The sequence below is a fragment of the Amycolatopsis decaplanina DSM 44594 genome (genome assembly GCF_000342005.1).
Classification (GTDB): domain Bacteria; phylum Actinomycetota; class Actinomycetes; order Mycobacteriales; family Pseudonocardiaceae; genus Amycolatopsis; species Amycolatopsis decaplanina.
The window spans coordinates 329947-342993 of record NZ_AOHO01000026.1 but is presented as its reverse complement, the minus strand read 5'-3'; the positions used below and the strand labels follow the sequence as shown (position 1 = coordinate 342993).

Below are 13047 nucleotides of genomic sequence, written 5' to 3'. Positions count from 1 at the left end.
GGGGGCACTAGGTGAGCATTCTCGGTACCGAAGCGCGTGAAGCCCCCTTCCCTTGGCTGAGCCGAGGGAAGGGGGCTTCACGCGCTAAAGAGGGCCTTACGCCTTCTGACGGCGCTGCCGCGGGTCGAAAGCGTCCCGCAGACCGTCACCGATGAAGTTGATCGTCAGCGAGATCAGCACCAGCACGATGAACGGGCCGAAGAACAGCGCCGGCCGCGCCTGCAGCTGCGCGTAGTTCTCGAGGATGACGCGGCCGAGCGAGGTGTCCGGCAGCTGCACCCCCAGTCCGATGAAGGACAGCGCCGCCTCGATCAGCACGGCCTGCGCGATCGCGAGGGTCGCGTTGACCGTGATGAGGCCGACCATGTTCGGCACCAGATGCTTGAACACGATGTGGAACGTCCCGGCACCGGACGCGCGGGCGGCGTCCACGAACTCGCGCTGGGACAGCGACATCGACTCGGCCCTGGCGATACGGGCGATCGGCATCCAGCCGAAGGCCGCCAGCACCATCGCGACGATGTACCAGCTACCGCCACCGAACACCTTGGCCAGGATGGCCGCGGCGGCGATCTGCGGGACGATCAGGAACAGGTCCGTCACGCGCGAGATCGCGGAGTCGGTGAAGCCGCGCAGGTAGCCGGCCATGGCGCCGAAAACGGTGCCGATGGTGGTGGCGACGAGCGACACGATGAGCGCGATCAGCAGCGAGTACTGGGTGCCGCGCAGGATCTGCGACACCATCTCCTTGCCGACCTGCGTCGTCCCGAGCGGATAGTCCGCGCTGGGCTTGGCGAAGGAGGGGAAGGAGCTGTCCTCGTAGCTGTAAGGCCAGAAGATCGGCATGATCAGCACGGTGAGCACGAGGAGCAGCAGGATCCCGTGCAGATCATCGCCAGCTTGTGCCGCAGGAATTTGCGCAGGACCAGCTTGCCCTGACTCTGCGGCTCGGGCAGGGCCTCTTCCGGAAGCGTGCCATCGGCGGACTTGGAGCCTTCCGCCGCGATAAGGGAGTTCAAGTCAGCCAACGCGAATCCTCGGGTCCAGGATGCCGTACATCAGGTCGGCGATCAGGTTGGCGACGATGATGCTGCTGGCGATGAGCACCAGCCATCCCATCATCACTTGCGTATCGCTCTTGGTCACGGCTTCGACGAGCAGCTTGCCCATGCCATTCCAGTTGAACACCGTCTCGGTGATGATCGCGCCCGAGAGCACGGCACCGAAGTTGACGGAGAACAGCGTGGTCACCGGGATGAGCGCGTTCCGGAAGGCGTGGCGGAAGATGACCCGGCCGTTGGCGAGCCCCTTGGCGCGCGCTGTCCGCACGTAGTCCGCGTTCAGCGTCTCCAGCATCGAAGCGCGCTGGAACCGGCTGTACGCGGCGAAGCTGATCGCCATGATGGACAGCGTCGGCAGCAGGTACGCGCCGATGTAACTGGCCAGGAAACCGCCTGGACCGTCGAAATTCAGCGATTCCGGACTCGTGGTGCGGATCCAGGGATTACCGAGCACATCGGACAATCCCAGGTCGCGCACCCAGCCGTTGAACTCGATCGCGTACCGCTTGAGCACGATGGCGACACAGAAGATCGGCATCGAGAACAGCAGGAAGGCCAGCGTGGTGGCGATGTAGTCGATGATCGAGTACTGCTTGACCGCCGCGACCACACCGACGAGGACGCCGAGGATGAGCGCGAGGATCTCGGCTCCGACGACGAGCTTCAAGGTGACCTCGAACGCGGCCATGACCTTCGGGAACACCTCGGCCTGCGCGTTGCCCTGTGCGATGGACACGCCCCAGTCGCCGGTCACGAAGTTGCCGAGCCAAGTGAAGTACCGGGGCACGATGCTCTGGTCCAGCCCGAGCTGCGAGGCCAGCTGCGCGATGGCTTCCTTGCTCATGGCCGGGTTGCTCTTCATCTCGGCGAGCGGGTCACCGGTGCCGGCGACCATGACGAAACACAGGAAAGTCCCGACCAACAGGACGGGAATCGATATCGCCAGACGGCGAAGAATATAGATCACCAGGTTCAACGAACTGCTCCTCATCCGGGCCTGGCCGCCGAAGTACTGGACCGCTGCCCGGTTGTCCACCGTAGTGGCGGTAACCCTACGGTCAACAGCTACTTCCGGCTGGTACGGGGGCCCGGCTTGTGGCCGGGCCCCCTACCACCAGGATCGCGTAAGCGAGTGGTGAAAAAGCGGGGCGGAAGCCCTACTTCTTCTGCTCCCACTCACCGGCGTTCCACAGGACACCGTTGTACGACTGCATGTAAGTGCGGTCGATGCCCTTGAACGCCCACATGGACGGGGTCTGGAACAGCGGCAGCGTCGCGTACTCGTCCGCGATCGCCGCATCGGCCTTCTGGTAGTTCTCCAGCTGAGCCGCCTCGTCGGTGGCCTTCACGGCCGCCTCGAAGGAGGAGTCGATCGTCGGGTTCGACAGGCCCTGGTAGTTCTGGCTGCTGTCATCGACACGAGTGATGTAGATGGACTTCTGCTCGGCCTTGAACGGCTGACCCGACCACCCGAAGAGCGCGGCGTCGTAGTCGCTGGCCGCGAGACGGCCACCCTTCAGGAAGTTGGCGTCCTGGTCGTCCGTGATCTCGATACCGGCGGCCTTGGCCTGCGAGATGATGATCTCGACGGTCTGCTGACGGCGGGTGTTCTGGTTGTGCGAGATCTTGAACGACGCGCGCTGGCCGTCCTTGGCGAAGATACCGTCCGCGCCCTTGGCCCAACCGGCCTCGGTCAGCGTCTTGGCCGCGGCCTCGGCGCCGAGGCCGGCCTTGCTGCTGTAGTTGTCCTTGAAGCCCTGCTCACCCGGGAAGAACACGACGCTGTTCAGCGGCGTGGCGTCCGCCTGAACTTCCTTGAGCAGCTTGTCGGTGATCTCCTGGCGGTTGACGACCTCGAAGAACGCCTTGCGCAGCGCCTTGTCCTTGAACATGCGCTTGTAGTTGAGGTCGATGTGCTCGAAGGTCAGCTGCGAGGCCGAACCGTAGGTGACACCCTGGGCGGCGAGGCCCTTCATGGTGTTGGCCGCGGTGGCGTCGGGCTGGGTCGAAGCGGCGACGTCGATCTCACCGTTCTGCAGCGCGGTCGCCATGGCCTTGGTGTCCTCCATCGCCTTCACGACGATCTTGGAGGGACCACCCTTGCCACCGACCCAGTTCGGGTTCTTCTCGAGCGTGACGGCCTTCTGGTTGGCGTCGAACGCGGTGATCTTGTAGGGGCCGGAGGCGGGCATGATGTCCGCCTTGAAGCCCTTCCACTCGTTGGTCCAGAAGTCGCCGGCCTTCTTCAGCTCGGCCGCGTCACCGGTCGGCGCCAGCTTGGTGATGTCGGCGATGCCCGTCTTCGCCTCGAGGATGTGAGCCGGCATCATGGCCGGCGGGCCGAAGAGGCCCTTGTAGTCGAGGTACGGCTCGGTGTACTTGGTCTCGAAGGTCAGGTCGTCCTTGCAGGTGGCCTCGTTGATCAGCTGGTAGCCGGTCGTCGAAGCGGCGAGGAAGGCCTGCTTGCCGTCGGAGGTCTTGGCCTTGCCGCTGTGGGAAAGCCAGGCCAGGTAGAAGTCGTCACAGTCCCAAGCCTGACCGTCGGACCACTTGACGTTCGGCTTGATCTTGTACTCGACGACCTGCGGCGACTTCGACGTGACCGTCCAGGAGTCGAGCACGTCGTTGTTCAGCAGGACCTTGTTGTTGCCGTCGAGCGTCAAAGATCCGGCGAGCACGGAAGTCAGGATGTAGTTGTTGTACGACGTGTTGGTGTCAGGCGTGTCGTTGTTGTAGCCCGAGTACCCGTCGTCGATGCCCACCGTGACGGTGCCTTCGTACCCCGGGGTGTCCGCGAGCTTGAAGTTTTCGCCGTTCTGCGCCTTGCCGACCGCCATGCTCTTGATGTCGGTCGACGACCCGTTCTGGTCGGTACTGCCGCTGTCGCCACCGCTGCATGCGCTCAGCACAAGCGCGGAGGCCGCGACCAGCGACCAGGCGGAGACTGCCTTGGACTTCCTCATGAAGTGTGCCCTCCTAGCACTGGGCTCCTGAGATCGGAACAGGACCCCACACCGCTCCGGTGAGATGGCCCGGAGCCTATGACACGCCAAGCAACACTCATTTGGCGCACTGCGGGTGCACGCTAGAAAGGAAATGCACGAACAGTCACCAGTTACGGGGGGATCGTGACCAAAGGGTAACTTGCGGCTGACATCAAGAAATACAGTGGTTACCTTGAGGAATCAGTCCGCCACTCGAACGTGCCGGTAAAGGTCACCCGCCAGGGTCGGACTCGGACTCGAAACAGCTACTTCGGACCCCGCGTCCAGTTCACCGCAGACCCGAAAGGGCCCACCATAGGAGGACCAGCGGTTACTCCGGAAATACCAGAGCCGATGGCGAGGGTATCGGCCAGCTGGAACAACGGAATGGCAACATTCCGGCGCCACAATTCCGGTTCCAGGGTCGATAGCGTCTCGGCGACCGGGGTGGCGCCGGTCAGCGCGGCGTCGATCGACGGCTGCAGGGCCGGGTCGCAGAAGCCCAGCGGGTTCCCCGGGACGACGGCCTTGGTCTTGTCGGCGAGCTGATCGGGGCGGCAGCCGAAGGTGGACGCCAGCACCGACGCGACGTCCGCACCGCCGGTGACCTGGCCGATCACCGCGATGTCGATGCCGACGTTGCCCGCGCCCTCCGGCGTCGTCTGCTGGATCCCGTTGAGCACCGGCATGGCCAGCAGCGTCGAGAACAGCTCCCTCGGCTGCGGCGCGATCGCGTTGACCTCGATCCCCGCGGCCACCAGCTGGGCCGTCAGCTCCTTGGCGATCGTCGCGTACGGCTCCTGCTTGGCGGGCGAGGCCACGACCAGCGAAAGGTTCTTCCCGTTCTTGCGCCAGGTTCCGGCTTCCTTGGTGTAGCCGGCGGATTTGAGCAGTTCCTCGCCCCTGGCCGGGTCGGCCGTCGACGGCGGGCCGGGGGCCGGGATCGTCGGCTGGAAGCCGGGTGCCGAAGGGGCGCGGACCTGGGCGTCGGCGCGGAGCTTGTCCGACGGGCCGCCCTCCGCCGCCTCGGTGATCAGCTTGCCGCGGTCGATCAGCGCGGTGACGCCTTCGCGCACCTTGGGATCCGACAGAGTCGAACTCACCGGCCGCAGGAGGAGCTGCGCGACCGTGGGGCGCGCGACCGTGTGCAGCTGGACGGCGGAGCCGAGTTCGCCGAGCCGTTTGAGGCCGGTGCCGTCGGTCCTGGTCATCGCGAACTGGTCGTTGCCGCTGCGCAGGGCGGCCAGTGTGCCCTCCTGATCGGCCGCACGGAGCACGATCCGGTCGAGGGCGGAGGGTTTCTCCCAGTAGCGCTCGTTGCGCTCCAGGACGACCTCTCCGCGCGCGGTGTCGAGGCCCTTGATCGAGTAGGGGCCGCCGACGGCCGGGAACGTCGTCGCCAGCGCGCCCTGCCACCCGTTCGGGGCGTCCTTGAGCAGATGCGCGGGCAGGAGGTTGCCGAAGAGCGTCTGCCAGCCCGGATACGGCTTGCTGAAGGAGACCTCGACCCTCTTGCCGCCTTCACGCGACTGGATGTCCGAGATCAGCCGGTAGCCCGCGGCGCCGATGACGCCCGGCTGGTCGCGCATCGCCTCGCGAAGGTAGGCGAAGTCCTCGGCGGCGATCGGCGCGCTGTCGGACCAGGAGGCGTCCGGGCGGATCGTGTACGCGACCGTGAACGGCTGCTGCGAGACGACCTCGGCGGACTTCATCAGGTTCTTGTCCAGTTCGAAGCTGCCGTCGTCCTTGGGGCGGAACACCGACGGGAGCAGCAACTGCGAGAGCGCCGACGTCACCTGGGAGGCGTCGGCGAGGTTGTGCGGGTTGTAGCCACCGAGGACGTCGTCGACACCCACTACGACCTGCGAAGGCGTCTTCGTGGTCGACGTGCTCACCGGCGAGGCCGACGAGCTGACCACGGGCGGGGGCGGGGTGTTGCTGCAGGCGGCGAGGAGCACGGCCGCGCACGCCATCATGGGTGCCGCTGTGGTCGCTAACCGCACGCCTGGATCCTCCTGGTTTGTCCCTCGCCCCGTCGCCATAGAGCTATCACGCCGAGCATGGCCCCGGCAGCGAGATTCCCATATCGGCCCGGTCGCCGCCCGACCGGATACCGCCCTCCTCCGGTGGACGTCCGGGAGGCCCCCTGGGTTCCTGCCGGGCCGAGCCTTTTCGGCCGCGCCGAAGCACCTTCGTCCGCAATCGGTTCCGCACACCCGGAACATTCCGGAACGGCGACCGGAATGTTCGCCACCGCACGATTGATGACCGAAACGATCGCGAACACGAGTCCTCCGCGGACACATTTAGGATCTTTTGTTTTCGCGCCGGTCCGGATCCGCGTTCTCGACCCGGCGCGCGCGGCCGCTCCGTCGTCGTTCCGCCGGTCCGTTCCGGTGTTGTGAACACCGCCCGAAAAGAAGATCGGCTTTCTCCGCGAAATTGCGGGGAAAGGACCTTTCTTTAACGAAGAACGCCCGATTGAATACGGTGCGTGACCGGATTGGGCGTCGAAAACGCCGAAGGGCGCCTACTCACGGTGAGTGAGCAGGCGCCCTTCGGCGTCTGTCCGGCGGGTCAGCCGCGGTTCTTGTTGCGGTTGCGCTCCTTGGCGCGCTGGTTGATGTCCAGCGTGACCTTGCGGACGCGGACGACGTCGGGGGCGACCTCGACGCACTCGTCCACTGCGCAGAACTCAAGCGCCTCTTCAAGGCCCATCTTGCGCGGCCGGGCCAGCGTCTCCATCACGTCACCGGTGGAGGAGCGCATGTTGGTGAGCTTCTTCTCCTTGGTGATGTTGATGTCGAGGTCCTCGGCACGCGGGTTCTCGCCCACGACCATGCCCTCGTACACCTCGGCGCCCGGCTCGACGAAGAAGGTGCCGCGGTCGGCCAGCTGGATCATCGCGTACGCGGTGATCGGGCCGGACCGGTCGGCGACCAGGGAGCCGGAGTGCCGGGTGCGGATCTCGCCCGCCCACGGCTGGTAGCCCTCGAACACGTGGTTCGCGATACCGGTGCCGCGGGTCTCGGTGAGGAAGTCGGTGCGGAAGCCGATCAGGCCACGCGCCGGGAGGACGTAGTCGAGCTTGATGCGGCCGGAGCCGTGCCCGCCCATGTGCTCCATGCGGCCCTTGCGGGCGGCGAGCAGCTGGGTGATCGCGCCGAGGTGCTCCTCGGGCGAGTCGATCGACAGGCGCTCGAACGGCTCGTGCAGCTTGCCGTCGATCATCCGGGTGACCACCTGCGGCTTGCCGACGGTCAGCTCGAAGCCCTCACGGCGCATCTGCTCGACGAGGATCGCCAGCGCCAGCTCGCCACGACCCTGGACCTCCCAGGTGTCCGGGCGCTCGGTCGGCAGGACGCGGATCGAGACGTTACCGATCAGCTCCTGGTCCAGGCGCGCCTTCACCAGGCGGGCGGTGACCTTGTCGCCGCCGTTGCGACCGGCCAGCGGCGAGGTGTTGACACCGATGGTCATCGAGATGGCGGGCTCGTCGACGGAGATCCGGGGCAGCGCCTCCGGGTTGTCGACGTCGGCGAGGGTGTCGCCGATGGTGATCTCCGGGATGCCGGCGATGGCGACCAGTTCGCCCGCGCTGGCCTCGGTCGCCGGGACGCGGGTGAGCGCCTCGGTGACGAGCAGTTCGGAGATGCGGACGGAGCTGACTTCGCCGTCCTCGCGCATCCACGCCACCGTCTGGCCCTTGCGCAGGCTGCCGGAGTGGATGCGGATCAGCGCGATCCGGCCGAGGAAGTTGGACGCGTCGAGGTTGGTGACCAGCGCGCGCAGCGGGCCTTCGCGGTCGGCGAAGGGCGGCGGCACGTGGCGCAGCAGGGTCTCGAACAGCGGGTCGAGGTTCTCGCTCTCGGGCACCGCGCCGTCGGCGGGCTGCTCGAGGCTCGCCTTACCGGACCGGGCGGAGGCGAAGACGACGGGGAGGTCGAGGATCGCGTCGAGATCGGCGTCCTCGATGTCACCGGCCAGGTCGAGCAGGAGGTCGTGGGTCTCCTCGACGACCTCGGAGATCCGCGCGTCGGGGCGGTCGGTCTTGTTGACGACCAGGATCACCGGCAGGCCGGCCTCGAGGGTCTTGCGGAGCACGAACCGGGTCTGCGGGAGCGGGCCCTCGCTGGCGTCGACCAGCAGCACGACACCGTCCACCATGGACAGGCCGCGTTCGACCTCGCCGCCGAAGTCGGCGTGACCGGGGGTGTCGATGACGTTGATCGTCACCATGCCCTCGTCGGTCTGGCGCCGGATGGAGGTGTTCTTCGCGAGGATCGTGATGCCCTTTTCCCGCTCGAGCTCCCCGGAGTCCATCACGCGGTCGACGAGTTCGGCGCGTTCCTCGAAGGCGCCGGACTGCCGGAGCATCGCGTCGACGAGGGTCGTCTTGCCATGGTCGACGTGTGCGACGATGGCGACGTTGCGCAGGTCGGGCCGGGTCTTGCCGGACGAGCGGCCGGCATCGACTGCGGTGGCGCTGGCTGCGGGCACGCGAAGGCTCCAAAGGTTTCAAGTTCGGGTGTGGTGCCCGCGCTCGCGCGTTCGAGACACGCCAGGCCGACCTTGGCCATACGCGGACCACACCAGGATACCTGTAGCCCGACTGTGAGCAGCCCCACGCCCCAAGATCGGTTAGGCTCACCTAACGTGTGGGGGTCGCCGACGCAGTCGGACAAGGAGCACGAGTGGGCAAGAAACTACCCGACGACCCGCACAAGCTGGTGCGCAAATGGATGAAATCCGGCAAGGTCAAGAAGAAATGCTGCCGGTCGAAGTCACGGTGCGGCAAATGCCCTGTTCTCGCCCTGAAAAAGGCGAAAACGAAGATCGCGAAGGCCGCTTAGAAGATCGTCAGCGCACCACCGCCTCGTTGATCGCCCGCAGTTCCGGCGCGGTACGGGTCGGCGAGAACTCGATCACCTCGTAGGTGGCCATGTGTTTGATCGAAAAGGGGTCGGTCGCGAGGATCGCGTCCAGCTTTCCCCTGGCCATGGGCCTGGTGATGATGACGCCGCCGATGCGCGGGTTGCGTCTGCCGGAGGCCAGGAAATTGCCGTGCCCGTACTGTTTGGTCAGCCAGTCGGCGTGATCCGGGAGCACGTAGTCGATTTCTTCGATGGGGGCGGTGTAGGTCAGGAGAACGACAAACATGAGATGAAGGTAGACCCGGATCTCCAATAGGACGGGCGTACTGCCAGGGCCGATATGAAGTATTGACGCTACGTGCCCGGAATGAGCGACTCGCCCTTTTCTTTTCACTTCGCGCGGAAGCGGGGGTATGATCGCCGGCATGCGCGCGCAGAACGCTCAGTGGTGGCCGCCCTCCGGCGGCCCCGAAGTCCTGCGCTGAACCAGACGAGCGCACCACCAGGCCGCCCCACCGGGCGGCCTTTTTCGTGCCCGGACCCTGGGGCGGCCCGAATCCGGAAGGAAGAAGGCAGATGATCAGGTTGTCCGGGATCACCCCGTCCGGCCACGTCCACGTCGGGAACCACCTGGGGGCCATTCGGCGCTGGGCGGACGAGGGCGGGCCGGACGACCTGTACTTCGTCTCCGACCTGCACGCCATGACGAACTCGCACAATCCGGCGAAACTGCGCTCGATGGCCTCCGAGCAGCTGGCCGTGCTGATCGCGGCCGGGATCGAACCGGACCGTGTGTTCGTGCAATCCGACATAGCCCGCGAGCTGGGCGCCCTCAACTGGGTCCTCGAGTGCACCTGCAACTACGGCGAGGCCGCCAGGATGATCCAGTTCAAGGAGAAGTCGAAGGGCCGGGCCGGGGTACGGCTGTCCCTGCTGACCTATCCGGTGCTGATGGCGGCGGACATCCTGCTGCAGGGCGCGGACGAGGTCCCGGTCGGCGAGGACCAGCGGCAGCACGTCGAGCTGGCGAGGACGCTGGCGAAGCGGTTCAACTCCACCTACGGCGACGTGTTCACCATGCCGAAGGCGGTCCTGCCGCCCGCCGGCGCGCGGGTCATGGACCTCGCCGAGCCGACGCGGAAGATGTCGAAGTCGACGCGGGAAGAGGCCGGGGTGATCTTCGTCCTCGACGAGGCCGACCAGGTCAGGCGGAAGGTCAAACGCGCGAAGACCGATGGCGGTTCGACCCCGGCCTACGCACCGGAAACCCGGCCGGGGATGGCGAACCTGCTGGACATCCTCGCGGCGTGCACCCAGGAGAAGCCCGAGGCCCTGGCCGACCGGTTCGACTCCTACGGCCAGGTGAAAGAGGCCGTCGCCGAAGCGCTCATCGAGGAGCTGCGGCCGGTACGGGAGCGCGCCTTGGCGCTCCTGTCCGACCCCGGTGAACTGGAGCGGGTCCGCAAGGCGGGTGCCGTCCGGGCGGCGGAACGGGGCGAGCACCGGCTCCAGTCCGCGCTGCGGCTCATCGGCGCCGGCTGAAGTTCCGTGAAGGCCTCCTTGAGGGACCCTGGGTCCCTCAAGGAGGCCTTCACGGACTTGCGAGCAGGGTGCGCAGGGCGGGCAGGAGCACGCGGTCGGCGGGCAGCCAGTCGAGGTCGTCGAGTTCGCGCGGGGAGATCCACCTGACGTCCTCGTGTTCCACCGCCCGCGGCTCGTCCCCCGCGCCGACCAGGGAAGCGGCGTAGATCCGCAGCACCTTCCCCTTCGGCAGCGGGACGTCGTCGCCGACCCGGCCCCCGACCGTCACGGCGACGTCCAGCTCCTCCAGGCATTCACGCGCCAAAGCGGCCTCGTCGCTTTCGCCGTCCTCGACCCGCCCGCCCGGCAGCTCCCATTGCCCGGCGTGGTCGGCGGGCCAAGCCCGCTGCTGCGCCAACAGCCGTCCGTTCCGCACGATGGCGGCGCCCACGATCACCACGGGCACACCCTAGCCGGGCCGCGCCGCCTGCCAGACGACCTGGAAGCGCGCTCCGCCATCGGGTGATTCGCCGACGCGGACCCGGCCCCCTCGGCGCCGGACGGCCTCCGCGACCATCGCCAGTCCCAGCCCGGTGCCGCCCGAGGACCGCGCCCGCGAGTCGGAGACGCGGTAGAACCGGTCGAAGACCCGCTCCCGATGCTCGGACGCGATGCCTGGCCCGTCGTCGTCGACCACCACCCGCACGGTGGAGCGCGCCGCGAGCACCGACACCACGATCTCGCCCCGCGCGTAACGGCAGGCGTTGCGCAGCAGATTGCTGAGCACCAGTTCGACCTCGGCGTGCGTGGCCAGCGCCCACGCGGTCCCGACCGTGCCGCTGACCCGGATCTCGGGCGCGTCGGCGGGCATCCGCGCGACCGCGGCCCGCACCTCGCTCACCAGCTCGACCGGTTCCGCGGGCGGGACCTCCCCCGCGTCCGACCTCGCCAGCGCCAGCAGCCCGTCGAGCAGCGCGGAAAGCCGTTCCGCCTCCTCCAGGATGTCCGAAAGCGTCTCCTGGGCGAGCTCGGGATCGGGATTGGTCACGGCGACCTCGGCCTGCACGCGGATCGACGCGACCGGTGACCGGAGCTCGTGCGCGGCGTCCCCGGTGAACCGCCGCAGCCGCTCGGCGCCCTCCTCCTGCCGCGCCAGCAGGGCGTTGAACTCCTCGGCCAGCGCACGGAGTTCGTCGTGCGAATCCGGGAGCGGCAGCCGCGCGCCCGGCGGAAGCGCACGGACCGACCCGCGCATCCGCGCCACCGGCCGCAGGGCGAACCGCACCAGCAGCCACGTCGCGATCCCGGCGCCCACCGCGCCCACGGACGCGACCACGAACAGCCACAACCCACCGGAATGCACAGCCGTCGCGAAGCCGACCAGACCGGCGCCCGCGACGACGAGCCGTTGCTGCCCGTCGGGCGCGGTGACCACGGTGCCCACCCAGCGCCGGCTGTGCTCGCCGCCGATCGTGACCGGTTGGCCCGCCTTCAGCGCGCGGACGTCCGTGGGGCCGAGATTCGCGGGCGGCAAGCCGTCCACCGGACCGCCTCCGGTGTCGAGGACACGGACGGTGACCGCCGATCCCGACTGCGTCCGTCCCGCCGAGACATCGGCCTTCGCGATGTCCAGCTGGGCACTCAGCTCGTCGTCGACCGAGCCGATGAGCAGTGGCTGGAGATTGTCCCCGGCGACCGCCGCCAGCCCGAGCAGGAAACCGAGCGTGACCGTCGCCGTGAGCAGGGTGATCCGGACCTGGAGCGAACGGCGGCGCCACCAAGACGGCGAGCCGATCACCCCTGTCCCGCCGGGGCGATCACTTCGTCGAGCTGCGCGTCCGAAGCCAGGTAACCGTGCCCGCGCACCGTCCGGACCAGCGCGCCCGCGCCGACCGCGTCGAGCTTGCGGCGCACGTAACCGACGTAGACCTCGACGACGTTGCGGGTCGCGGCCTGCTCGTCACCCCAGACGGCACGCAGCAGCTCGTCCTTGGTGACGACCGTTCCCGCCCGGCCCGCCAGCACCTCCAGCAGCGCGAACTCGCGGGGGCTGAAGGCCACGTCGACGCCGTCGTAGCGGACCTGCCGCAGGCTCCGGTCGACTTCGAGCGCGCCGATGCGCAGTGGCCCGCGGATCGCGTCCGGCGAGGCCCGCCGCAGCACCGCGCGCACCTGCGCGACCAGGACGACGAACGAGAACGGCTTCACGAGGTAGCCGTCGGCGCCGAGGTCGAGACCGTCCGCCTGGTCGACCTCGCCGTCTTTCGCGGAGATCATCAGCACCGGTGTGGTGACGCCGAGCGCGCGCAGCCGTTCGAGCACGCGGTAGCCGGAAAGACCCGGGAGCATGATGTCGAGCAGGACGACGTCGAACGAACCCGTCTGCGCGAGCCGCAGGCCGCTGGGCCCGTCGGCCGCCGTGACCACGTCCATGTCCTCGGCGCGCAGCCCCCGCTGCAGCGCCTTGCGCACGCCGGGCTCGTCGTCGACCACCAGTACTCGAGGTTTCACGCCCTTCATCATTCACGCTTTCACCAGCTCACGCGCGGGCTCTCAGCGCCATCTCAGCCTGGGAGGCGGAGTCTGAGTGGTATCTCAGCGTTTCCG

Annotated in this window: 10 protein-coding genes and 1 pseudogene; 2 read left to right on the top strand and 9 right to left on the bottom strand. The window is 67.7% G+C overall.

The window, feature by feature from the left end:
• Nucleotides 1-96: 96 nt before the first annotated feature.
• The 5 genes and pseudogenes from H074_RS05075 to typA form a co-directional block, all read right to left on the bottom strand.
• Nucleotides 97-1028: pseudogene (locus H074_RS05075) on the bottom strand (ABC transporter permease).
• Nucleotides 1021-2037: an ABC transporter permease gene (locus tag H074_RS05070; protein ID WP_039921565.1), complete on the bottom strand. Its 1017-nt coding sequence runs from the start codon at nt 2035-2037 to the stop codon at nt 1021-1023. Before H074_RS05070 ends, H074_RS05075 begins: the two are co-directional and overlap by 8 nt.
• Before the next feature lie 181 nt (nt 2038-2218).
• Entirely contained in the window at nt 2219-4024 is a 1806-nt protein-coding gene (locus H074_RS05065; protein WP_007028945.1) for an ABC transporter family substrate-binding protein, read from the bottom strand.
• A 287-nt stretch (nt 4025-4311) separates the two neighbouring features.
• Nucleotides 4312-6021, bottom strand: a complete 1710-nt coding sequence (locus H074_RS05060; protein ID WP_007028944.1) for an ABC transporter family substrate-binding protein — start codon at nt 6019-6021, stop codon at nt 4312-4314.
• Nucleotides 6022-6622: 601 nt separating this feature from the next.
• Complete coding sequence (typA, locus tag H074_RS05055; RefSeq protein WP_007028943.1) at nt 6623-8545, bottom strand: translational GTPase TypA; 1923 nt, start codon at nt 8543-8545, stop codon at nt 6623-6625.
• A gap of 194 nt (nt 8546-8739) precedes the next feature.
• On the opposite strand from typA, the gene H074_RS40915 reads away from it, so the two are divergent.
• Nucleotides 8740-8898 (top strand): hypothetical protein, encoded by a 159-nt coding sequence (locus H074_RS40915; protein WP_007028942.1) that lies wholly within the window; start codon nt 8740-8742, stop codon nt 8896-8898.
• 7 nt (nt 8899-8905) lie between these two features.
• On the opposite strand, the gene H074_RS05050 is transcribed toward H074_RS40915, so the two are convergent.
• The gene (locus H074_RS05050; RefSeq protein WP_007028941.1) at nt 8906-9205 is read right to left on the bottom strand and encodes a YciI family protein; all 300 of its coding nucleotides are present in this window, start codon (nt 9203-9205) and stop codon (nt 8906-8908) included.
• A 290-nt stretch (nt 9206-9495) separates the two neighbouring features.
• On the opposite strand from H074_RS05050, the gene trpS reads away from it, so the two are divergent.
• Complete coding sequence (trpS, locus tag H074_RS05045) at nt 9496-10461, top strand: tryptophan--tRNA ligase (RefSeq protein ID WP_007028940.1); 966 nt, start codon at nt 9496-9498, stop codon at nt 10459-10461.
• A 49-nt stretch (nt 10462-10510) separates the two neighbouring features.
• Here trpS and H074_RS05040 read toward each other — a convergent pair whose 3' ends face one another.
• Genes H074_RS05040 through H074_RS05030 form a run of 3 tightly spaced genes read right to left on the bottom strand, consistent with a single transcriptional unit; the run spans nt 10511 to nt 12963 of the window.
• Nucleotides 10511-10900: a (deoxy)nucleoside triphosphate pyrophosphohydrolase gene (locus H074_RS05040; protein WP_007028939.1), complete on the bottom strand. Its 390-nt coding sequence runs from the start codon at nt 10898-10900 to the stop codon at nt 10511-10513.
• Between the two features lie 9 nt (nt 10901-10909).
• Nucleotides 10910-12238 carry an ATP-binding protein gene (locus H074_RS05035; protein WP_007028938.1) on the bottom strand — a complete coding sequence of 443 codons (1329 nt, stop codon included), beginning with the start codon at nt 12236-12238 and terminating at the stop codon, nt 10910-10912.
• Complete coding sequence (locus H074_RS05030) at nt 12235-12963, bottom strand: response regulator transcription factor (RefSeq protein ID WP_007028937.1); 729 nt, start codon at nt 12961-12963, stop codon at nt 12235-12237. Before H074_RS05030 ends, H074_RS05035 begins: the two co-directional genes overlap by 4 nt.
• Nucleotides 12964-13047 lie beyond the last annotated feature (84 nt).

Bases quoted from the DNA above. Each gene is read 5' to 3' on its own strand.
- H074_RS05065 (WP_007028945.1), bottom strand. From the start codon at position 4,024: ATGAGGAAGTCCAAGGCAGTCTCCGCCTGGTCGCTGGTCGCGGCCTCC.
- H074_RS05060 (WP_007028944.1), bottom strand. From the start codon at position 6,021: ATGATGGCGTGCGCGGCCGTGCTCCTCGCCGCCTGCAGCAACACCCCG.
- H074_RS05050 (WP_007028941.1), bottom strand. From the start codon at position 9,205: ATGTTTGTCGTTCTCCTGACCTACACCGCCCCCATCGAAGAAATCGAC.
- trpS (WP_007028940.1), top strand. From the start codon at position 9,496: ATGATCAGGTTGTCCGGGATCACCCCGTCCGGCCACGTCCACGTCGGG.
- H074_RS05030 (WP_007028937.1), bottom strand. From the start codon at position 12,963: ATGATGAAGGGCGTGAAACCTCGAGTACTGGTGGTCGACGACGAGCCC.